Origin of the sequence: Arthrobacter sp. APC 3897 (genome assembly GCF_030407495.1) — a bacterium.
In the GTDB taxonomy this organism is placed as follows: domain Bacteria; phylum Actinomycetota; class Actinomycetes; order Actinomycetales; family Micrococcaceae; genus Arthrobacter_B.
In genome coordinates, this window is sequence record NZ_JASDDG010000003.1 from 92,124 (window position 1) to 113,368 (window position 21,245).

A 21,245-nucleotide genomic window follows, 5' to 3' on the forward strand; every position below is an offset into this window, starting at 1 on the left:
CTTAGAACTGGTAGTCGACCACAACGGGCGCGTGGTCTGAGAAGCGGCTGTCGTAAGTGGCGGCCCGGTCAACGACGGCGGTCACGGCGCGTTCGGCCAGGCCGGGGGTGGCGAGGTGGTAATCGATCCGCCAGCCGCTGTCATTGTCAAAAGCCTGTCCGCGCCAGGACCACCAGGTGTACGGGCCGGGCACCTCGCCGGCCAGTTTGCGGGCCACGTCGGTGTAACCGATCTCATCGCTGAAGAAGCGGTCAAAGTAGGCGCGCTCGTCCGGGAGGAATCCTGCCCGTTTGACGTTGCCCTTCCAGTTCTTGATGTCCAGGGTCGTGTGGCCCACGTTGAGGTCACCCACCACCAGGACAAAGTCGCTCTGCTGCTTCAGCGCCGGCAGTCGTTCGGTCATGACATCCAGGAAGCGGTATTTGTCCACCTGCTTAGGGGTATCCACTTCACCGGAATGGACGTAGGCGCTCACTACGGTCAGCATCTTCTCGGCACCGTCGACGCTCACCTTGAAGTCGGCTTCCACCCAGCGCCCTGATGTCGCAAAGTACTCGTCGCCGATGTGTTCGCGGGTGGCGGCCGGGGCCATCCGGGATGCAATGGCTACACCGGCCCGGCCTTTGGCTTCCGCTTCGGCATGCAGGATGTGCCATTCGTCGCCCAGGAGACCGCGTACCACGGCATCGGGTGCCCGCACTTCCTGCAGGCAGAGGATGTCCACATCCCGTTCCGCCAGCCAATCGGCCATGCCGCGCTTGTAGGCGGCGCGGATGCCGTTCACGTTTACCGTCGCAATGCGCAGCGCCTTCGCCGCGCCGGTGGTTTCTTCTGCTGATCCCAAACTCACGCGAATAACCATACTCCTCAGTAGCGTGCGGTTCACTTTGGAGGGCGGGGCGCAATCGCGTCCGCACAGTCCGGTGTCCGCTTTCTTCGGCTGGTGCGCCGCCGGGGCTTCCATGTCCCGGCGGCAGGGGTGGGACTAATCCACCAGGGTGCCCTCCACGGGGCCGCCGTCGTCCTTCTTGATCATGGAACGGGCGTTGTGGGAGGTGATTTCGATCGTCTCGAGCGCGCGGCTTACCTGGTCCTCGTCCTTGCCGAGGTTTTCCCGGATGACGCGGGCCTGCACCTGGACAATCTTGAAGCTGTGGTCCAGCTTCTGGTCCCGGATGGTGGTGGCCTCATCAATGACCTGCACGCCCGGAGTGACGCCGGCCGCCCGGTTGAGGGTGTCCTGCGCTTCGGCGAGCTTCGCTCCGGCCTTGCGCGCGGCTCCGCGGACGCTGAAGACCACAAAGGCAAACAGGCACAGCCAGGCGAACGAAATGATGGCTACCAGCCACCCGACGACGTCGTTCTCATTGGCCGCGAACAGTACGGCAACCAGGAAAACGAACAGCATCAGGGTCATGCCGTAGGTTGCCATTCTCTGGCTTACCCCGCGGCGGGGCTTGGACGAGGTCTGCGGCTTCATGCCGTTGGGGAGCGACTGCATGGACTCATTGTCTCAAACTCGGGACGGAAGCCGTTAAACCGTCCTCCTGCGGCGAAACCGCTACCAGGCCACGAGGCAGAACGGATGTCCGGCCGGGTCCAGGAACACCCGGAAGGACGGGCTTCCGCTGTCCATGCCGGTGGCTCCCAGTGACAGGACCTGCGCTTCGGCAAGGTCCAGGTCGCGCACCCTGACATCGAGATGCTGTTGCTGGGGAATGTCCTGTCCCGGCCACTGCGGCGGTGTATAGCCGGATACCTGCTGGAAGGCGAGCGCGGGGCGGTCCGGTGCGTCGCCGATGGTGACCCAGGACCCGTCAGCCTCATGTTCAACGCGGATCATGCCCAGCAGGGATTCGTAAAAGGACGCCAGCGTATCCGGATCCGGGCAGTCAATCACCGTTGCGTGCCACGAGCCGATCATGGTGTTCCCTCCTCGTCGGTTGAAGGCGCTATTGGGCGGTGTACGCGCCGTCCACCGCGTACTGGGCTCCCGTGACGAAAGCCGCCTTGTCGGAAAGCAGGAAAAGTACCACCTGCGCCACTTCTTCGGCAGTGCCGAGCCGCCCCGCCGGGTGCAGTCCCACCAGCGAGGCATAAACCTCTTCAGGCAGGTTTTCCAGGAGCGGAGTGTCAATGTAGCCCGGGTGCACGGAATTGACCCGGATTCCCTGGCCTGCGTATCCCAGGGCTGCGGCCCGGGTCATGCCCGTAACACCGTGCTTGGCAGTCACATACGGGACGGCGGTGGCGGACCCGACCAGCCCAAGGATGGAAGACATGTTCACAATGGCGCCTCCCCCTGCCTTCTGCATCTCGGGGATCTCGTAGTACATGCCGTAGAACACTGAGTTGAGGTTCGCGTCGATGACCCTGCGGTACCCGTCCAAATCGATGTCGGTCAGCAGCCCCAAAGGACCGCCTATTCCTGCGTTGTTGAAGGCCACGTGCAGTCCGCCGAATTCGGCCGCGGCGGTGTCCACGGCAGCCTTCACCTCTTCGGCGTTTCCAACGTCCCCCACGGAGCCAACAGCAGTGCCGCCGGCGGCCAGAATAGAGTTCACCACAGCCTGCGCTGCTTCCAGGTCCAGATCATTGACGACGACGTTGGCGCCCTCCGCCGCGAGCGCCAGGGCTGCGGCCATTCCGATTCCCGAACCCGCCCCCGTCACAAGGGCGGTTTTTCCTGCGAACTGATCAGCCATGGGAACTCCTTGGGTTGTTCCCGGGCCCGCCGGGACGTTCGGCTGGCGGTGATCCCGGCACCCCATCGCTCCCGTTACGCCGTGTAGTTCCATGATGCTGACCGCCCGGCCGATGCGGAAGGGTTTCGCTGCGGGCGGGTACCGCTCATCCGCGAACTGGCAGGCGGGCGCGGCGCAGTGCCAGACTGGCCGCATGCAGATCACTATTTCCACCGGAGACATTACGGCCAGTTCAGCGGATGCCATCGTGAACGCAGCAAATTCTTCCCTGTTGGGCGGCGGCGGCGTGGACGGCGCGATCCACCGTGCAGCGGGACCGGGTTTGCTGGCGGCGTGCCGGGAACTGCGCACAGAAGCTTATGCGCAGGGACTTCCCACCGGAGAGGCGGTGGCCACGCCCGCCTTTGACCTGCCGTCCCGCTGGGTCATCCATACCGTGGGGCCGAATGCCCGTGCCGGGGAGACCGATCCGGCGCTGCTGGCTTCCTGCTTCCGCCGGTCCCTGGACGTCGCCGAAGAACTCGGCGCGGAGACTGTGGCCTTCCCCGCGGTCAGCGCCGGCGTGTACGGCTGGGACCCCGCAACCGTGGCCGAGGTGGCACTGCGGACGGTCCGGGACTATCCGGCCCGGACCGTCCGGTCCGTGGAGTTCGTTTTGTTCAGCCAGCCCACGGAGCGGCTCTTCCGCAGGGCGTGGCAGGAGCTGGATGCTACTTCAGGAACAGGGACCGCAGACGGCCCGTCGTAAGCACCAGGCCCAACCCGATCATGACCGCGAAGTACAGCAGGTGTCCGGCGGTTGCCCAGGTGAGCATGCCAACGCTGAGCTGCCTCATCATTTCCACGCCGTGCCACAGCGGCATCGCCTGAATGACCCATTGAAGTCCCTGGGGGTAGACACTCAGCGGATAGAAGGTCGCTGAGAACAGGAACATGGGCAGCATGACAAAGTTCACCCATTCCAGCTGCTGAAAGGTCTTCATGTAGCTGGTGATTGCCATGCCGAAGGAGGCGAACCCAAAGGCCACCACCACGGCGGCCGGAATCATCAGCAGCGCCCAGGGCGAGGTCACCAGCCCCATGGCTGCCATGACGGCCGTGAAGCCGGTGGCATACATGGCGCCGCGCAGCAGGGCAAGCAGAATTTCGCCGAGGGCGACGTCGAGCGGGCCCAGCGAGGTGGCGAGCATGCCTTCATAGAGCTTGGCGTAGTTCAGTTTGAAGAACACGTTCATGGTGGAGTCATAGACCGCACCGTTCATCGCGGACACGGCCAGCAGCGCCGGGGCAATGTAGTTGGCATAGCCAATCTGTTCGCCGCCCGGGCCGGCAACGGTGCCAATCAGGGAACCCAGCCCAATGCCCATGGCCACCAGGTACAGTACCGGTTCCACGAACCCGCTGATCATGATGGCGTAGTTGCTGCCCCACGTGGCCTTCAGCCCGCGGGCGAACACTGAACGGATGTTCCGGGCATAGAGGGACCCCAGCAAACGGCCTTTCGGGTCCAGCTGCGCGGGTGCCAGGCTCGGCGGCACCGTCGTGTTTTCCATGGTCATTTTCCCAGCCTTCTGGTGAAGTTCCGGCGTGCCAGGACCCAGCCGGCAAAACCGAGAAGCAGCAGATACGCCACATGGACCACTGTGAGTGCCGGTGCCTCGGCGTAGCCGTAGCTGAGGATGCGGCCGAGTTCGGTGGAGTGCCACAGCGGGGAAATCCAGCCGATCCAGCGGATGGCTCCGGGCAGGGACTCCAGCGGGAAAAACGTGCCGGAAAACAGGAACAGCGGCATCACGATGAAGCGCTGCACCATGGCGAACTGTCCTTTGTCTTCCTCCAGCGAGGCGCTGTAGGCCATCAGCGGCATGCCGAAGGCCACGCCGCCAAGAGCCGCGGTAAAAATCATGAGCCAGGCTGTTCCCGGCTGCTCGACAGCGCCGAAGAGCAGCAGGAAGACAAAGTACGGGGCGGTGGTGATCAGCATCCGGACCGAGAACCCGATCAGGTGCCCGTCCACCAGCTGGTTACTGGACAGCGGCGAGGCGTTGGGACCGTAGTAGGTGCGGTGCCATTTGAAGCCGCCCATCACCATATAGGTGTTTTCCTCCGCCGACACCATGATGGCGGCGGTGGCCAGCAGGGCCGGGGCCACGAAGACGAGGTAGGAGACGGTGGTCCCGTCGCCGGCGTCGAACGCTGCGTCGCCCGTGTCCACCAGCGACGCCAGCCCCACGCCCATACCGAAGAGGTACACCAGCGGAGTGCCCACGGCTGTCATGAGCACGGTCCACCCGTAGCCGCGCATGCGCCGGATCCAGTGCTCGGCGTAGTAGACGGCGCCGAAGCGCCGGGTCCGGGACGCGGTCTGCTCCGGTGTCAGCGGCGAGCGCAGCCCCAGCACGGGATGCCGGTTTATCTCCCCGTCCCCCGCCGGGGCTCCTGAAAGCTGGCGCTCAGTCAATGAGGCTCCTGCCGGTCAGCCGGAGGAACACGTCCTCCAGGGATGAGCGGCGCACCAGTGACGTGATGGGGTGCAGCCCGCGGGAGCTGACCGATTCCAGGGCGGCCTCGCCGTCGTCGGCGTAAATCAGGACGCGGTCCGGAAGGGTTTCGATCCGGCTGCCTATTCCTTCCAGTTCGCCGGCGACCGTGGTGTTGCGTTCGGAACCAAAGCGCAGTTCCAGGACTTCCCTCGTCGAATGCTCACGAATCAGGGCAGCGGGAGAGCCTTCGGCCATGATCTTTCCCTTGTCCACCACCACCAGGCGGTCGCACAGCTGCTCCGCCTCATCCATGTAGTGAGTGGTCAGGATCAGCGTAACCCCGGCTTCCTTGAGGCGGAACAGCCGGTCCCAGAGGATGTGCCGGGCCTGCGGGTCCAGTCCGGTGGTCGGTTCGTCCAGCAGGAGAATTTTGGGATCGTTGATCAGTGACCGGGCTATGGTCAACCGCCGCTTCATGCCCCCGGAGAGGGATTCGATCCGGTCTTTGGCCTTGTCCGTCAGCTGGGCAAATTCCAGCAGCTCGTCGGCCTTGGGACCCAGATAACTCTTGGGAAGGCCGAAGTACCGGCCATAGGCCAGGAGGTTTTCGCGCACACGCAGGTCTTCGTCGAGGTTGTCCTGCTGCGGCACCACACCCAGATGGGCGCGCACCTCGGGACCGTACCGGTCCGGGTCCAGTCCCATGACGGCGAGGTCCCCGGAGGTGCGCGATGACACGCCGCCGATCATTTTCATGGTGGTGGATTTGCCGGCACCGTTGGGGCCGAGAAGCCCGAAGGACTCCCCTGCCGGAACGTTGAAGCTGATGCCGTCCACGGCGTTGAAATCGCCGTAGGTCTTGCGGAGGTTCCGGGCCGAAATGACCGTAGATGAGGTGGTCTTGGGGACAGTCGGGGCTGGTGTGATCTGCGGCACTCGAACAGCCTAGTGCACCAGCCCCAACCTGAGGAACAGCTAGGCCAGGATGCCTGCTGAGCGCTCGGCCGCCTCCACCACGTTGGCCAGCAGCATGGCCCGGGTCATGGGCCCCACTCCCCCCGGGTTGGGGGAAATCCAGGAAGCGACGTCGGCGGCAGACTTCTCCACGTCGCCGGTGAGGGTCGTCTTGCCGGTTTCCGGATCCGTGACGCGGGTTACCCCCACATCCAGGACAATCGCGCCGGGCTTGAGATCCTCGGCGCGGATCATCTCAGGGAATCCGGCAGCGGCCACCACAACGTCGGCTTCGCGCAGATGCTCGAACAGATCCACTGTTCCGGTATGCGCCAGCGTTACCGTGGCGTTGATCGGGCGGCGGGTGAGCAGCAGTCCCAGCGGGCGGCCCACGGTGACGCCGCGGCCCACCACGAGGACCTTCTTGCCGGTGAGGGAAATCCCGTTGCGCACCAGCAGCTGCACAATCCCGTGGGGCGTGCAGGGCAGGGGCGAGGTCATCGGTTCGCTCACGTTCAGGACCAGCCGGCCGAGGTTGACCGGGTGCAGGCCGTCGGCGTCCTTTTCCGGCGCAATGCGTTCCAGGATGGCGTTGGTGTCAATGTGCGCCGGCAGCGGCAGCTGAACAATGTAACCGGTGGTGCCCGGATCCCCGTTCAGCTCGTCGATGACCTCTTCCAGGTCCGCCTGGCTGATGTCGCCGGGCAGGTCGCGGCGGATGGAGTTGATGCCCACCTGGGCGCAGTCCTTGTGCTTGCCGCCCACATAGGAGTGGCTGGCCGGGTCATCGCCCACCAGCACCGTCCCCAGCCCGGGGGTGATCCCGTGCTCATCCCTGAGCACCTGCACACGCTGCGCCAGTTCGTCCTTGATCTCCCGGGCGGCTTTGCGCCCGTCGAGGATCCGTGCGGCCACCGGGGTGCCGAGAGGAGTTTTCTCCTTCTTCTCCCACCCAAGATTGGCGCTGTCATTCTCGGGGGTTTCCGTAACGGAACCTTCCATGTTGTTGCCTTTCTCCATGTTCTCTACCACTCTTCCTGTCCCGGATACAGCGGGAAATTCTCTGCAAGCGCAGTGACCCTCGCCCGCAGCGCTTCGACGTCGGGGGCGGGTTTCAGCGCAGCGGCGATGATGTCCCCCACCTCAGTGAACTCCTTCGCACCGAAGCCGCGCGTGGCCAGCGCCGGCGTACCGATCCGCAGGCCGGAGGTGACCATGGGCGGACGGGGATCGAACGGCACGGAGTTGCGGTTCACCGTGATGCCCACCGAGTGCAGCAGATCCTCGGCCTGTTTGCCGTCCAGCGCGGAGTGGCGCAGGTCCACCAGGATCAGATGAACATCGGTGCCGCCGGTGAGTACCGAAACTCCGTGCTCCGCGACGTCGGGGGCGTTCAGCCGTTCGGCAATGATCCGCGCGCCTTCCAGCACGCGCTCCTGGCGTTCGCGGAATTCCTCGGACCCGGCGATTCGGAACGCCACGGCCTTGGCGGCAATGACGTGCATCAGCGGTCCGCCCTGCTGGCCCGGGAACACACTGGAGTTCAGCTTCTTGCCGTACTGTTCCTTGGCCAGAATCATCCCTGAGCGCGGCCCGGCGAGAGTCTTGTGCACGGTGGAGGTTACGACGTCGGACGCGGGCACCGGGTTCGGGTGCAGGCCAGCTGCCACCAGGCCGGCGAAGTGCGCCATGTCCGTCCACAGATAGGCGCCTGCCTCGTCGGCAATGGAGCGGAAGGCCTCGAAGTCCAGCTGCCGCGGGTACGCGGACCAGCCCGCGATGATGACCTGCGGCCGTTCGGCGAGGGCCTGCTCCCGGACCTTATCCATGTCCACGCGGTAGGTCTGCTCATCCACTCCGTAGGCTGCCACGTCATAGAGCTTGCCGGAGAAGTTCAGTTTCATGCCGTGGGTCAGATGCCCGCCGTGGGCGAGGTTCAGGCCCATGAGCTTGTCGCCGGGCTGTAGGAGCGCAGCCAGTGCCGCAGCGTTGGCCTGCGCACCGGAATGCGGCTGGACGTTGGCGAACTCGGCGCCGAACAGATCCTTTGCCCGCTCAATGGCCAGGTTTTCCGCCACGTCCACATGCTCGCAGCCGCCGTAATAGCGGCGGCCCGGGTATCCCTCGGCATATTTATTGGTCAGGACTGAACCCTGGGCCTCAAGGACGGACCGCGGTGCAAAGTTCTCCGAGGCGATCATTTCCAGGGTGTTGCGCTGACGGGCCAGTTCATCGTTGAGGACGGCGGCAATTTCCGGATCGACGTCGGACAGCTTGGCGTCCGTGACGGGCTGGGTGGATAGTCTCACATGGATCTCCTGGGGAAGGCGTTCTATGGGTCAGGCTACCTGCCGGACACCCCCGGCCTTTGTTCGCGAAAACAGTTCGGGCATGACAAACAGATGAAGGCTTGACCTTCGGCCCAGGCGTGCGATCCGTGGTCTGTGCTGCTGTGCCGCTCCCTGGTGGTAGCCCACCTGACGCCAGTTGCGACCTAACCATCGTAACGGACCCTGCTCCTGCGCGGCCGAATGTTTCCTCTCACCGGCGGCGGCCCCGGGCTCCGGAATAAGCACCGGCACGGAAGCGGTTGGAGGTAGCAAGAGCAGGATTTTCCTTCAGGAGGCGGGTGTGATGACGGCGGACCGCGAAGTCGATGTGGCGGTGATCGGTGCGGGGCAGGCCGGGCTCAGCGCAGCGTATTACCTTGCACGCCGGGGCCTGGCCCCCGAATCCGGCTTCGTGGTGCTGGACGCCAATGAGGGGCCCGGCGGCGCCTGGCGGCACCGCTGGGATTCGCTCACACTGGGTTCCGCCCACGGCATCCATGACCTGCCGCGCTTCCCCCTGGGCACCCCCGATCCCCGGGAACCGGCGTCGTCCGTGGTCAGCCGCTATTACGGCGCGTATGAAGACGAATTTGACCTCCGCGTGCAGCGGCCGGTACGGGTCCGCAAGGTTTCCCGAACCGCCGGAAACCGGCTGAAAGTAGCCACGGACCGCGGGGTGTGGCTGGCCCGTTATGTCATCAACGCCACCGGAACCTGGGACAAACCATATTGGCCCGCCTACCCGGGGCAGCAGGACTTCCGCGGGGAACAGCTGCACACCCGCGACTTTCGCAGCGCTGCGGACTTCGCCGGCCGGCGCGTCCTGGTGGTGGGCGGCGGCACCTCTGCTCTGCAGTTCCTGCTGCAGCTCCATGACGCCGGGGCCCGCACGGCCTGGTCCACCCGGCGGCCTCCGGAATTCACGAACCGTCCCTTCGATGCCGAGTGGGGCCGCGACGTTGAGCGGTCCGTCAGCGAGCGCACGCGCGCGGGGTTGCCCCCGCTCAGCGTGGTGGCCGCAACCGGGCTGCCGCTGACGGAGCAGTACCGGAAGGGGATCGATGACGGGATCCTGGTCTCACGGGGCCCCCTCCTGAAGCTCACCCCGGAGGGAGCGGTGTTCGAGGACGGCAGCACTGCGGCTGTGGACGTGATCCTCTGGGCCACCGGGTTCCGCGCGTCCCTGGGACATCTGGCGTCCCTGCACCTTCGCGAACCGGGCGGCGGCATCCGGATGGACGGACCGCGTGTGGTGAAACTGCCGCAGCTGCTCCTGGTGGGTTACGGGGAATCTGCCTCAACGCTCGGAGCCACCCGAGCCGGGCGGGCGGCGGCAATGGCGGCGCTTCAGGGCTGGTCCACGTCCTCCCAGACGAACTCCGTCGCGGTTCCCTCTTCCCAGTCACGGCGCAGCACCGCGTAGGTGACGGAGGCTATCCACCGCCCGTCATCCAGCGGCCAGTCCTCCCGGTAATGCGCTTCCTTGAGGAATCCGGACCGGAGAAAGGTCTTGCGCATGGCAATGTTGTCTTCCCTCGTCCGCCCCGCGAACCGGTGTGAGCGTGGCCTTGCCGTAAACACGAGGTCAGTCAGGGCCTGCAGCACGGGAACACCGCTGCCCTGCCCCCGGGCTTCTTCCACCAGCCGAAGATCGAACGTGGGGCACTGGCTGTCCAGACGTTCCAGAATGACCAGCCCAAGCCGCTGGTTGTCGCCAAAGACCCAGTAGGTGCACACGCCGTCGGCGTCGAACCTGCCCTCCAGGATCAGCTGCCGGACCAGCTCCTCGGACGGTGCAGTAATGCGGTGATAGGGAAAGCTGTTGGTGGTCAGGAACTTGACCAGCTCCTCAGCATCCTTATCCGAAAGCGGCATGAAGGTTACTTCCATTTCCTTAGCCTAAGCGAGCGTTCCCCGGACAGGTAACCTTGATTCCGTGACTGATTCCTCCGCCCCCGCCCCTGACACGATTCCCGGCGCATCCGCGTTTACCCTTACTCTGTCCTGCCCCGATCAGCCCGGCATCGTCCATGCCGTCTCCGGCGGCCTGGTGGCAGCCGGCGGAAACATTACGGAATCCCAGCAGTACGGCAGCCCGGAAACCGGCTCTTTCTTCATGCGGGTGGATTTCACCGCACCCGGCACCCATGCGCAGGTCCGCGAGGCTCTCGCCCCGGTGGCCGCCGCCTTCGGAATGGACTGGCAGCTCCACCCCGCCGGCGCACCTGTGCGCACCCTCATCATGGTGTCCAAGTCCGGCCACTGCCTCAACGATCTCCTTTTCCGGCAGCGCGCCGGCACGCTGCATATCGACGTTCCGGCCATCGTCTCCAACCACCGGGACCTGGCCGGGCTGGCAGCGTTCTACGGCATCCCTTTCCACCACATTCCGGTAACCCCGGACACCAAAGAAGACGCGGAGAACCAGCTTCGGGCCCTGATGAAGGATCTCGACATTGAGCTGGTGGTGCTGGCCCGCTATATGCAGATCCTCAGTAATGAACTGTGCACTGACCTGTCCGGGCGCGCCATCAACATCCACCACTCCTTCCTGCCCTCCTTCAAGGGCGCGCGCCCCTACCACCAGGCCCACGCCCGCGGTGTGAAGCTCATAGGCGCGACGGCCCACTACGTCACCTCAGACCTGGATGAAGGCCCCATCATCGAGCAGGAAGTCATCCGCGTGGACCACTCGCGTTCCGCCGCGCAGCTGGCCGCGCTGGGCAGCGACGTCGAAGGCCGCACCCTGTCCAAGGCCGTGCAGTGGCACGCCGAGCACCGGGTTCTGCTGGACGGAAAGCGCACGATCGTCTTCAACTGAGGACTTTCCGGCGCACCGCCGCCGCGGCCGGCCGCCCGGGTACGGCTAGGCTGGCCCCATGGCACACGTAATCACATTCCGGGGCAAGACCCCGCAGGCAGATCCGACAGTTTTCCTCGCCCCCACGGCATCGCTCATCGGTGACGTTGTCATGGAGCCGGAGTCCAGCGCTTTTTACGGCGTGAGCGTGCGCGGGGACTCCAACTCCATCCGGGTTGGCGCCGGCACCAATCTGCAGGACAACGTGGTGCTGCACGCGGACCCGGGCTTCCCCACCACCGTGGGACAGCGTGTCAGTGTTGGCCACAGTGCCGTGGTTCACGGCTGCACCATCGAGGACGACTGCCTGATCGGCATGAGCGCTACGGTCATGAACGGTGCCGTGGTGGGTGCCGGGTCCCTGGTGGCGGCCGGCGCCGTGGTCCTGGAAGGAACCCTGATCCCGCCCCGGTCCCTGGTGGCCGGCGTCCCGGCGAAGGTCCGCCGGCAGCTGACTGATGCGGAGTACGACGGCGTCCGCAGCAACGCGGCCCGCTATATAGAGACAGCGGCTGCGCACCGCGAAGCAGTGCATTCCGGCTGACCGAAGCCGGTATTGGAGCGGCCGGCGTTGTTGTCGGCCGCTCTTTTCACGTCCGGAGCCGGTTGCGCTCCAGTTGCCCCTAGCTTGATGCACGGTCTGTGATTACAGTGGGTGATCTTCGGAAAAGAGGACCATGGATTCCCCGTACATTCCCACGCCGCCGTGTGTTTTCCAGGGGGCTCCCAGCCCGGTTTCAAAGACCGGCCGCCCGCTTCGATGGGGCGTGGTTGCCACCGGAAACATCTCTGCGAAAGTCACTGAAGACATCGCCAGGCTTGAAGATGCCTCGCTGCAGGCCGTGAGTTCACGCAGCGCGGATTCAGCCGAGGAGTTTGCCGACCGCTTCGGATTCACCCGCTCCTACTATGACGACGAACGGCGCAGGGGGTATCTCCGCCTGATCGATGACCCGGAGGTTGACGTCGTTTATGTTGGGGCTCCGCACGCTCAGCATTATGAAATATCCCGTGCCGCCCTGCTTGGCGGCAAACATGTGCTCTGCGAAAAAACCCTCACCATCAATGCGCGCGAAGCCGAAGAGCTCATGACTCTGGCCTCCTCCCGCGGATTGTTCCTGATGGAAGCCGTCTGGACACGGTTCCTGCCGTGCATCAACCGCATCTGGGAGATCCTGGCCGGCGGCGAACTCGGCGAAGTGCACTGGGTGCAGGCGGATCTTGGGTTTCCCGCCCCGCCGGACCCCGCCAGCCGGCTCTGGAACCCGGCGGCGGGCGGCGGAGCCCTGCTGGACCTGAGCGTGTATCCCCTGACCCTGGCGGTGGGGGCATTGGGCTTTCCCGACGGGGTTACCGCGGTGGGCGCCGTGAACGGTGACGGCATTGATACGCAGAACGCCCTACTCCTGAGCTACCGGTCAGGCGCCTCGGCCCAGTTGATGTCTTCCCTGGTGGCGGCCTGCACCCGGACCGGCACAATCGCCGGGAGCAAAGGCTGGCTGCGGACGGGGACGCCTCTGCACAACCCGGTCGAATTGACCATCCAGCCCCATCTGGGAGAGCGCAGGGTGGAAAGATTCCACCAGCTGGGCAACGGGTACACCTATGAACTGCGCGAAGTCACCCGCTGCATCCAGTCCGGACTGCTGGAATCCCCCACCATGAGCTGGGAGCATTCCCTGGCCTCCATGCGTTTGTTTGACGAAGCGCGGACACAGATGGGGGTCCGCTATCCCAACGACCTTCCCGCACGGACCCGGTAGCCAGACACGGAAAAGCGGTCCAGCGTTCGCTGGACCGCTTTTCCGTCTTGGCTGGATCAGGCCCATAGCCCCGGGCATGTTTAGGCTCCGCGAACGTTGTCTTTCGCGTCCGCTGCCTTGTCCTTTACATCTCCGGCAGCGCTCTGACTCTCCTGCTGCACATTCTGCGCCGCTTCCGCAGCCGTTGTCTTCACGTTTTCCATGGCTTCCCGGGCGGGCTCCCTGAGACCCTGGGCAACGTCCTTGGCAGCGTCCGCCACCTGATTGGTCAGGGGCTCCGCCGCTGTCTTCAGGTTGTCCGCAGCGACGCGTTCCTTCTCGCTGGCGGGAATGAGGGACGCTGCCAGCAGTCCGGCACCGAAAGCGATGAGCCCTGCCGCCATCGGGTTGCCCTGTGCCTTGCCGGCAAGCTTATGCGGGGCGTCGCCCGCTGCCGAGCCTGCGCGTCCCATGCCGTCCGCTGCCGTACCTGTTCCGGACTGGACCTTGTCAGTCATCTGATCTGCTGCTCCCATCACTTTGTCCTTCACGCCGAACACCGCGTCCCTTACCTTGTCCGTCTGGCGCTGAACAATGTGGGACGGAGTCACTTTGTCAGCAACGGCGTCCACGTTGCTTCCGAGCCTGCGGCGGGTCTCTTCAATGTCTGCGCGTATTGCGTCGGGGTTTTCGCTCATCGTGGGTCCTCACTCGGTTTCAGCGTTCCGGGAGTTTCCTGCAGCGCACCAGGCTTTCCAGTCTGGGATGGAAAAAATGGGCTCCGCTGCAGTCGGCCGCAATCATCGGCCACTTCCTGGCCGGTCTGGCCATCATCGGAGAGAACAAGGGCCGCGTTGCAAAGCAGGGCGGCGCGGGAACCCTCACCGTCTGCAAGACAGCCGTGACTGTTATCGGGGCACTGGCAACCTTCTACGCCGGGGTGCTGGGGCGGAAGGTCGAAAAGTACTCCGAAGAAGGCGCCGCCGGTGCCACCGAGCCAAACCCCGGCACATCCAAGGAACTGCAGTCGGCCCAGCGGCAGCTGAAAGTGGTCCAGTGGTGCATTCCGGTCTTTTCGGGAGCTGTCATTGTGATGGGCGCACAGCACGGCGAAATGCAGCGCACCTCCAATGTCCTCAAGGGTTTACTGCAGTCCTGATCCCGGGGAGATGCCCTTTGGCGCGCCGGACCAACTCGTCTCATCTCTTGACCCAAGCTATACATCCTTCGGCACCCATGGTTATCTTCAGACGATGGGCGCCGAAGTCAACAGCAAAACGTACAGCAGGGAGCAGCGGACGCGATACCGTCAGCGCCTCCTTGAAAACCTCGACCGGTTCGCGGGATATCTTTCAACCGCAACGTTCGCCGACACTTCCAGCATCGGCCTGGAGCTGGAGCTGAATCTAACCAATCAGGATTTCTCTCCCGCGCTGCGCAATGCCGCCGTCTTGGAGCAGATTGCCGATCCCGTGTTCCAGACCGAGATTGGTGCGTTCAATATCGAGATGAACCATCCGGCACTGTCCGTAGGAGGCTCCGGGCTGAGGGATCTCGAGGACAGTCTGCGGATGCAGCTAAACCGGGCGGATTCCCGGGCGGCAGAGGTGGACACAGAAATCCTCATGACCGGAATCCTGCCAACCCTGCGTCCCAGCCTGCTGGACAACAAGGAATGGCTAAGCGACGGCAAGCGCTATGCGGCGCTCAACACCTCCGTTCTGCAGGCACGCGGCGAAGACGTCCACATAGACCTGCGCGGCGAGGAATCGTTGTCCTTCTATGCCAAAAACATCGCCCCCGAAGCGGCCTGCACCTCGGTGCAGCTTCACCTTGAAGTGAGCCCGGAGGATTTTGCCCCCGCCTGGAACGCAGCCCAAATAATAGCCGCTCCCCAAGTGGCGCTGGCAGCGAACTCACCCATCTTCATGGAGCACGTCCTGTGGCATGAAACCCGCATTGAACTCTTCAAGCAGGCCATCGACACCCGCCCGCCGGAAATGCGCAACCAGGGCGTCCGTCCCCGCGTGTGGTTTGGGGAACGGTGGATCACGTCAATCTTTGATCTTTTTGAGGAGAACGTTCGTTATTTCCCTGCACTGCTGCCGGAGCTCTCCCGCAGCAGCGGCGGATCCACGGCCGCCGGTGCGCCGCTGCTGCCCGAGCTCCGCCTCCACAACGGGACCGTCTACCGGTGGAACCGGCCGATCTACGACCCCGGGGAGCACACCCCCAACCTGCGCCTGGAGAACCGGATCCTGCCGGCCGGGCCCACGGTGCTGGATGTCGTGGCCAATGCGGCCTTTTTCTACGGGATGGTCCAGCATCTGCGGACAGCCGACCGCCCCCTGTGGAGCAGGCTGGCCTTCAAGAGCGCAGCAGACAACTTCCTGGCCTGCGCCCGCAACGGTCTGGAATCCACCGTGTACTGGCCGGGCATCGGCGAAATACCGGTCGCTGAGCTGATCGTCCGGCACCTCGTTCCCCAGGCGGCTCTGGGACTCAAGGAACTGGGAGTTGATCAGGAGTTGATCGAGCGTTATCTGGATGTCATCCGGGAGCGTGCCCGCACCGAACAGAACGGAGCCTCCTGGCAGATCGCCTACCTGCACCGTCTCGAGAAATCGGGCATGGAGCGCACGGCCGCACTGGCCGAGCTGACCCGGAAATACTGGCAGAACATGAATTCCAATGCCCCGGTCCACGAATGGCCGGTTGATTAGCGGACCGCGACGGGCGGAACGCCAATTTTGCTTTGCGGGATCTTTTTTCGCTTCGAGTTCTGGCACTCGCAAAGGGCGAGTGCTAATCTAAATTCATCCTTGAGTCGAGGTGACTCAAGTTATTGACCCTTCTGAAGTTCCGAAAATGATCGCCTGCCCACAGGCGGGCGTATAGGGAGTTGATGATAATGGCCATGAAGTTCGATCCATTCCGCGAGCTTGACCGGATGGCAGGGGCCCTGCTCGATCCGCGGCAGCGTCTGCGACTGATGCCCATCGATCTCTACCGCGAGGGCGACCACTACATCCTGAACGCCGATCTCCCGGGCATCGACCCGGGCTCGGTGGACGTGGATGTGGACGGCCAGCTGCTGACCATCAGGGCAGAGCGCACTATCCAGGCCTCTGATACGGTCACATGGCTAACCCGGGAACGCGAGTCCGGCACTTTCCTCCGCCAGCTCAACCTGGGGCAGGGAATCGACATTGACGGTATCTCGGCCAAGTATGAAAACGGCGTGCTCAGCGTGCTCATACCCGTCAGCGAGCGGGCCAAGCCGCGCAAGATTGAGGTGTCATCGTCCTACAAGGACGCCAACACCATCAGCGGCCAGTCCAGCTCCGAGTCGGTGACCTCGTCAACCTCGGGCAGCTCCGGTTCCATGGGCTCAGGCTCCCTGGGCTCGTCCGGCTCCATGGGTTCAGGCTCGGACTCGATGGGCTCCGGCGGCTCCGGTTCCTCGGGAGACCAGGGTTCCGGTATCTAGCCGGCACGTCCTGACAAACGACGACGGCGCCCCACCTGAGAAGGCGGGGCGCCGTCGTCGTTGTGCGCTGAAGCGCCGGGCGGGAATTAGCCCAGGCGGGTCTTCAGGTTGGCATCGAGCTCAGCGAGGAATTCCTCGGTGGTCAGGTATGCCTGGTCCGGGCCGACCAGGGCCGCGAGGTCCTTGGTCATCTTGCCGGATTCGACCGTCTTGATGACAACGTCTTCAAGGGTCTGGGCGAAATTGATGACCTCGGGGGTGTTGTCCAGCTTGCCGCGGTGCATCAGGCCACGGGTCCACGCGAAGATCGAAGCGATCGGGTTCGTGGAGGTGGGCTTGCCCTGCTGGTGCTGGCGGTAGTGACGCGTCACCGTGCCGTGTGCGGCTTCGGCTTCAACCGTCTTGCCGTCCGGGGTCATCAGCACTGAGGTCATCAGACCCAGCGAGCCGAAGCCCTGTGCAACGGTGTCGGACTGGACGTCGCCGTCGTAGTTCTTGCAGGCCCAGACGTAGCCGCCTTCCCACTTCATGGCGGAGGCAACCATGTCATCGATCAGGCGGTGCTCGTAGGTGAGGCCGGCTGCTTCGAACTGGTCCTTGAACTCGGCGTCGAAGACTTCCTGGAACAGATCCTTGAACTGGCCGTCGTAGGCCTTCAGGATGGTGTTCTTGGTGGAAAGGTACACCGGGTAGTTGCGCTGCAGGCCGTAGGCGAAGGAAGCGCGGGCGAAGTCCTTGATGGAATCGTTGAAGTTGTACATACCCATGGCGACGCCGCCATCTTCGTTGTACGTAACAACCTGCTGCTTGATTTCTTCGCCGCCGTCGGCAGGCGTGTAGGTCAGCGTCAGGGTGCCGGCACCGGGAACCTTGAAGTTGGTGGCCTTGTACTGGTCGCCGTGAGCGTGGCGGCCGATGATGATCGGCTTGTTCCAGCCCGGGACCAGGCGCGGGATGTTGGAAATGATGATCGGTTCGCGGAAGACAACGCCGCCGAGGATGTTGCGGATGGTTCCGTTGGGGGAAACCCACATCTTCTTCAGGCCGAATTCTTCAACGCGTGCCTCATCCGGGGTGATGGTGGCGCACTTGACGCCCACACCGTGCTCCTTGATGGCATTGGCAGCGTCAACGGTGACCTGGTCATCAGTGGCATCGCGGTTCTGGATGGAGAGGTCGTAGTACTTCAGGTCTACGTCCAGGTACGGGTTGATCAGGCGGTCCTTGATGAACTGCCAGATGATGCGGGTCATCTCGTCGCCGTCGAGTTCTACAACAGAACCCACAACCTTGATTTTCTCAGCCACACGATCTCCTTGTGCGTTGGTGGGCACCGGACATGTCTTGTGGCATGACGGAGCCCGTCTTTTTGGCTTGTATTTGAGTCCCACTATGCCACAGCGCACTATCTGCGCCCTAAACTGCGGGACGGCGCATTACCTGCACCGCCCCGCAGCCAAGTGCGGCCGTAAAGCGCCCGCAGTTAGTGGAAGAAGTGACGCGACCCGGTGAAGTACATGGTGACGCCGGCGGCATTTGCCGCTTCGATGACTTCGTTGTCGCGGATGGATCCGCCCGGCTGGACGACGGCACGGACACCGGCGTCAATCAGGATCTGCAGGCCGTCGGCGAACGGGAAGAACGCGTCGGAGGCTGCCACGGAACCGCGGGCCCGCTCGTCCCCGGGTCCGCCCAGGGTGTTGGCCCGTTCCACGGCGAGCCGGCAGGAATCCACCCGGTTGACCTGGCCCATGCCCACCCCCACGGAGGCGCCGTTGTGTGCCAGCAGGATGGCGTTGGACTTGGCCGCACGCACGGCCGTCCAGGCAAAGGCCAGGTCAGCGCGCGTTGCCTCATCGGCGGCCGGGCCGGAAACCAGCGTCCAGTTCTCCGGGTTGTCTCCCTCCGCCTGCATTTTGTCCGACTTCTGGATCAGCATGCCGCCGGAGACCTGGCGGAACTCGGCAGCGCTGCGCCCGTAACCGTCCGGCAGGGTCAGCAGTCGGATGTTCTTTTTGGCGGAGAGAATTTCCACGGCTTCAGCATCGAAGTCCGGGGCGATAACAACCTCGGTGAAGATGTCCTTGACTGTGTTGGCCATGCCGGCGGTGACGGTGCGGTTGGCCGCGATCACGCCGCCGAAGGCCGACACCGGATCGCAGGCATGCGCTTTGGCATGGGCATCGGCAATGGGGTCGGCGGCGTCCTGCGAGGCCACGGCAACACCGCACGGGTTCGCATGCTTGACGACGGCGACGGCCGGCTCGCTGAAGTCGAACGCGGCGCGCAGGGCGGCATCGGCGTCGACGTAGTTGTTGTAGGACATGGCCTTGCCATGCAGCTGATCTGCCTGCGCTACGCCCGGCTGGGCGCTCTTGTCCGCATAGAGGGCAGCGTCCTGGTGGGGGTTTTCGCCGTAGCGCAGCACCTCGGACCGTTCCAGGGCCAAACCGGTGTAGGCAGGCCAAACGCTGCCTTCTTCGGTTCCGTCACCAAACTGTTCGGCGGTCCAGGCCGCCACGGCAGTGTCATAGGCGGCGGTGGAAGCGAAGGCTTCCGCGGCCAGGCGGCGGCGCTGGGCCAGGTCGAAGCCGCCTTCGGCAGCTGCCGTGACTACTTCGCTGTATTTGGCCGGGTCCACAACCACAGCCACGGACGGGTGGTTCTTCGCGGCGGCACGGACCATGGACGGTCCTCCGATGTCGATCTGTTCCACCACTTCGTCCCGGCTTGCGCCTGACTTCACGGTTTCCACGAAGGGGTAGAGGTTCACCACCACCAGGTCGAAGGGCTCAATTTCCATTTCCTCCAGCTGGGCCACGTGGTCCTCGCGGCGGCGGTCAGCCAGGATGCCGGCGTGGACGCGGGGATGCAGTGTCTTGACCCGCCCGTCCAGGCACTCGGCGAAGCCGGTGACTTCAGAGACCTCCGTGACGGGAACGCCGGCGGCGGCAATCTGCTTGGCGGTGGAACCGGTGGACACGATGCTGACACCGGCGGCAGAAAGGCCCTGAGCCAATTCCGTCAGGCCGGTCTTGTCATAGACCGAGATCAGGGCCCGGCGGATGGGCACACGGTTTAGGGGGGTGGTTTTCACGAAGGCACTCCAGGTGACGGGGTTCGGCATTTCGGCTCCGCCCGGCAGCGCATCGGCCGCCGGGCGTGCCCTGCGAGGATTAGTTTATGCCGGGGGCATCACCTGCCGCAGGTTACGGGTAACAGTGGAGCCGGCGGCAGACTCAATTGCGCGGAGTACAGTTGCTCCGACCCCAATAATCCGTCCTGCCGAAAGCGCGCGCCATGACAACAACGAACACCCTGCCCACGGGTGACCAGGTGGTTCAGGATCTGCCGTGGAAATGGAAGGTCCAGGGACGGATCTTCATTATCGGCGGCCTGGGCTTCATGTTCGACGCCTGGGATGTGACGCTGAACGGCGTCCTGATTCCCCTGCTCTCCAGCCACTGGGATCTGGAACCGGCCCAGGCAGCCTGGATCGGCACTGCCAACCTGCTGGGCATGGCCATTGGTGCGTTTGTGTGGGGTTCCATCGCCGATGCCATTGGACGCAAGAAGGCCTTCACCGCCACCCTGCTCGTCTTTTCGCTCTTCACCGTCCTGGGCGCGTTCTCCCCGGACATTGTCTGGTTCTGCATCTTCCGGTTCATGGCAGGCTTTGGCCTGGGCGGCTGCGTTCCCGTGGATTACGCACTGGTGGGTGAGTTCACGCCGCGCAAACAGCGCGGTCGGGTGCTGACGGCGATGGACGGCTGGTGGCCGGTGGGAGCTGCACTGTGCGGAGCCACGTCCGCGCTGATCATGGCCACGCTGGCCGATTGGCGCTACACCATGCTCATCATGGTGCTGCCGGCCCTGCTGGTCTTCTGGGTCCGGCGCTCCGTTCCGGAATCCCCGCTGTTCCTGGTCCGCAAAGGACGCACCGCGGAAGCGGAAACCGTCATCAACGAGCTGATTCGCAGTACGGGTTCCGCCGTTACCGGCTGGCGGCTTCCTGATCCCGAGGAGCCGTCGAAACTGTCGCTGCGCGCCGTCGGCACCCAGCTGAGCGATCTCTGGCGGTACAGCTGGAAGATCACCCTGTCCGCCTGGTCGCTGTTCTTCACCATCCTGCTCGTGTACTACCTGGCTTTGACCTGGATGCCCAAGATCCTCGTGGACTCCGGTTTCAAGGAGTACGCGGCGTTCCTGACCACTTCGGGGATGGCCGCCGTCGGGCTGCTGGGCGTGATCGCCGCAGCCCTGCTGGTGGAGCGGGTGGGACGGAAATGGATTCTGGCTGTCACCGGTCCGCTTTCAGCGCTCATCCTGGTGGTGGTGGCCCTGGTCCTGGATGCGCCCGCCGCCGCCACCGGCTGGCTGCTGGCTTACGGGTTTGTGGTGCAGGTGGCCATCCCGGTGCTGTACGCGTACGTATCCGAGCTGTACCCCACGGAGCTGCGCGGCAGCGGGTTTGGCTGGGCCTCCACTGTGAGCCGGATTGGCGCCGGATTCGGGCCGCTGATCTTCGTTTCCGTCGCTTGGCCGTATCTGGGCCTGCCGCTGTCCTTCGGCCTGGCCGGTGTCCTGGTGGTACTGGCAGTCGTGTGGATGATGCGGTTCGCGCCGGAAACCCGGGGCGCCGCCCTGGATTAGGCGCGGACGCCTGCTGCCCGTCTCCGGG

At 64.3% G+C, this 21,245-nt stretch carries 21 protein-coding genes and 1 pseudogene; 9 read left to right on the forward strand and 13 right to left on the reverse strand.

Annotated features, from left to right (window positions below; genetic code table 11):
- Window position 1: 1 nt before the first annotated feature.
- From QMA10_RS02670 to QMA10_RS02685, 4 genes are all read right to left on the reverse strand, one after another.
- On the reverse strand, window positions 2-850 hold the full coding sequence (locus tag QMA10_RS02670; protein ID WP_290165903.1) for an exodeoxyribonuclease III: 849 nt from the start codon (window positions 848-850) through the stop codon (window positions 2-4).
- 135 nt (window positions 851-985) lie between these two features.
- The gene (locus tag QMA10_RS02675) at window positions 986-1,501 is read right to left on the reverse strand and encodes a hypothetical protein (protein WP_290165905.1); all 516 of its coding nucleotides are present in this window, start codon (window positions 1,499-1,501) and stop codon (window positions 986-988) included.
- A 60-nt stretch (window positions 1,502-1,561) separates the two neighbouring features.
- Complete coding sequence (locus QMA10_RS02680) at window positions 1,562-1,924, reverse strand: VOC family protein (protein WP_290165907.1); 363 nt, start codon at window positions 1,922-1,924, stop codon at window positions 1,562-1,564.
- 28 nt (window positions 1,925-1,952) lie between these two features.
- On the reverse strand, window positions 1,953-2,705 hold the full coding sequence (locus QMA10_RS02685) for an SDR family NAD(P)-dependent oxidoreductase (RefSeq protein ID WP_290165909.1): 753 nt from the start codon (window positions 2,703-2,705) through the stop codon (window positions 1,953-1,955).
- 193 nt (window positions 2,706-2,898) lie between these two features.
- Here QMA10_RS02685 and QMA10_RS02690 point away from each other — a divergent pair, with 193 nt between their 5' ends.
- Window positions 2,899-3,453, forward strand: a complete 555-nt coding sequence (locus QMA10_RS02690) for an O-acetyl-ADP-ribose deacetylase (RefSeq protein ID WP_290165912.1) — start codon at window positions 2,899-2,901, stop codon at window positions 3,451-3,453.
- Here the strand turns inward: QMA10_RS02690 and QMA10_RS02695 are convergent.
- From QMA10_RS02695 to glyA, 5 genes are all read right to left on the reverse strand, one after another.
- Window positions 3,416-4,264, reverse strand: coding sequence for an ABC transporter permease (locus QMA10_RS02695; protein ID WP_290165914.1), 849 nt, complete (start codon window positions 4,262-4,264; stop codon window positions 3,416-3,418). The genes QMA10_RS02690 and QMA10_RS02695 overlap by 38 nt on opposite strands.
- Window positions 4,261-5,166, reverse strand: coding sequence for an ABC transporter permease (locus tag QMA10_RS02700; RefSeq protein ID WP_290165916.1), 906 nt, complete (start codon window positions 5,164-5,166; stop codon window positions 4,261-4,263). The genes QMA10_RS02695 and QMA10_RS02700 overlap by 4 nt, the downstream gene beginning before the upstream one ends.
- On the reverse strand, window positions 5,159-6,124 hold the full coding sequence (locus QMA10_RS02705; protein WP_290165920.1) for an ABC transporter ATP-binding protein: 966 nt from the start codon (window positions 6,122-6,124) through the stop codon (window positions 5,159-5,161). Before QMA10_RS02705 ends, QMA10_RS02700 begins: the two co-directional genes overlap by 8 nt.
- A gap of 39 nt (window positions 6,125-6,163) precedes the next feature.
- Complete coding sequence (locus QMA10_RS02710; RefSeq protein WP_290166112.1) at window positions 6,164-7,057, reverse strand: bifunctional methylenetetrahydrofolate dehydrogenase/methenyltetrahydrofolate cyclohydrolase; 894 nt, start codon at window positions 7,055-7,057, stop codon at window positions 6,164-6,166.
- Window positions 7,058-7,167: 110 nt separating this feature from the next.
- Entirely contained in the window at window positions 7,168-8,457 is a 1,290-nt protein-coding gene (gene glyA, locus QMA10_RS02715) for a serine hydroxymethyltransferase (protein WP_290166114.1), read from the reverse strand.
- 319 nt (window positions 8,458-8,776) lie between these two features.
- Here glyA and QMA10_RS02720 point away from each other — a divergent pair, with 319 nt between their 5' ends.
- Entirely contained in the window at window positions 8,777-9,895 is a 1,119-nt protein-coding gene (locus QMA10_RS02720; protein WP_290165922.1) for an FAD-dependent oxidoreductase, read from the forward strand.
- On the opposite strand, the gene QMA10_RS02725 is transcribed toward QMA10_RS02720, so the two are convergent.
- Window positions 9,820-10,362, reverse strand: a complete 543-nt coding sequence (locus QMA10_RS02725; RefSeq protein ID WP_290165925.1) for a GNAT family protein — start codon at window positions 10,360-10,362, stop codon at window positions 9,820-9,822. The two genes, QMA10_RS02720 and QMA10_RS02725, sit on opposite strands and share 76 nt — an antisense overlap.
- A gap of 79 nt (window positions 10,363-10,441) precedes the next feature.
- Here QMA10_RS02725 and purU point away from each other — a divergent pair, with 79 nt between their 5' ends.
- The 3 genes from purU (at window position 10,442) to QMA10_RS02740 (ending at window position 13,095) form a co-directional block, all read left to right on the forward strand.
- On the forward strand, window positions 10,442-11,293 hold the full coding sequence (gene purU / locus QMA10_RS02730) for a formyltetrahydrofolate deformylase (protein ID WP_290166117.1): 852 nt from the start codon (window positions 10,442-10,444) through the stop codon (window positions 11,291-11,293).
- A 58-nt stretch (window positions 11,294-11,351) separates the two neighbouring features.
- Window positions 11,352-11,876: a gamma carbonic anhydrase family protein gene (locus tag QMA10_RS02735; protein ID WP_290165927.1), complete on the forward strand. Its 525-nt coding sequence runs from the start codon at window positions 11,352-11,354 to the stop codon at window positions 11,874-11,876.
- Window positions 11,877-12,009: 133 nt separating this feature from the next.
- Window positions 12,010-13,095, forward strand: coding sequence for a Gfo/Idh/MocA family oxidoreductase (locus QMA10_RS02740; RefSeq protein WP_290165929.1), 1,086 nt, complete (start codon window positions 12,010-12,012; stop codon window positions 13,093-13,095).
- Between the two features lie 80 nt (window positions 13,096-13,175).
- Here QMA10_RS02740 and QMA10_RS02745 read toward each other — a convergent pair whose 3' ends face one another.
- Complete coding sequence (locus QMA10_RS02745) at window positions 13,176-13,772, reverse strand: DUF3618 domain-containing protein (RefSeq protein WP_290165931.1); 597 nt, start codon at window positions 13,770-13,772, stop codon at window positions 13,176-13,178.
- Here QMA10_RS02745 and QMA10_RS02750 point away from each other — a divergent pair.
- The 3 genes and pseudogenes from QMA10_RS02750 to QMA10_RS02760 all read left to right on the forward strand — a co-directional run.
- A complete protein-coding gene (locus QMA10_RS02750; protein WP_356833470.1) occupies window positions 13,751-14,233 on the forward strand; it encodes a hypothetical protein in 483 nt (160 codons plus the stop codon). The genes QMA10_RS02745 and QMA10_RS02750 overlap by 22 nt on opposite strands.
- A gap of 94 nt (window positions 14,234-14,327) precedes the next feature.
- Entirely contained in the window at window positions 14,328-15,797 is a 1,470-nt protein-coding gene (locus tag QMA10_RS02755) for a glutamate--cysteine ligase (RefSeq protein ID WP_290165933.1), read from the forward strand.
- A 188-nt stretch (window positions 15,798-15,985) separates the two neighbouring features.
- Window positions 15,986-16,378: pseudogene (locus QMA10_RS02760) on the forward strand (Hsp20/alpha crystallin family protein); the annotation flags it as partial.
- A 272-nt stretch (window positions 16,379-16,650) separates the two neighbouring features.
- Here QMA10_RS02760 and QMA10_RS02765 read toward each other — a convergent pair.
- Window positions 16,651-17,871, reverse strand: a complete 1,221-nt coding sequence (locus QMA10_RS02765; protein WP_290165935.1) for an NADP-dependent isocitrate dehydrogenase — start codon at window positions 17,869-17,871, stop codon at window positions 16,651-16,653.
- 176 nt (window positions 17,872-18,047) lie between these two features.
- A complete protein-coding gene (purH, locus tag QMA10_RS02770; protein WP_290165937.1) occupies window positions 18,048-19,661 on the reverse strand; it encodes a bifunctional phosphoribosylaminoimidazolecarboxamide formyltransferase/IMP cyclohydrolase in 1,614 nt (537 codons plus the stop codon).
- A gap of 203 nt (window positions 19,662-19,864) precedes the next feature.
- On the opposite strand from purH, the gene QMA10_RS02775 reads away from it, so the two are divergent.
- Window positions 19,865-21,217, forward strand: a complete 1,353-nt coding sequence (locus tag QMA10_RS02775) for an MFS transporter (RefSeq protein ID WP_290165939.1) — start codon at window positions 19,865-19,867, stop codon at window positions 21,215-21,217.
- Window positions 21,218-21,245 lie beyond the last annotated feature (28 nt).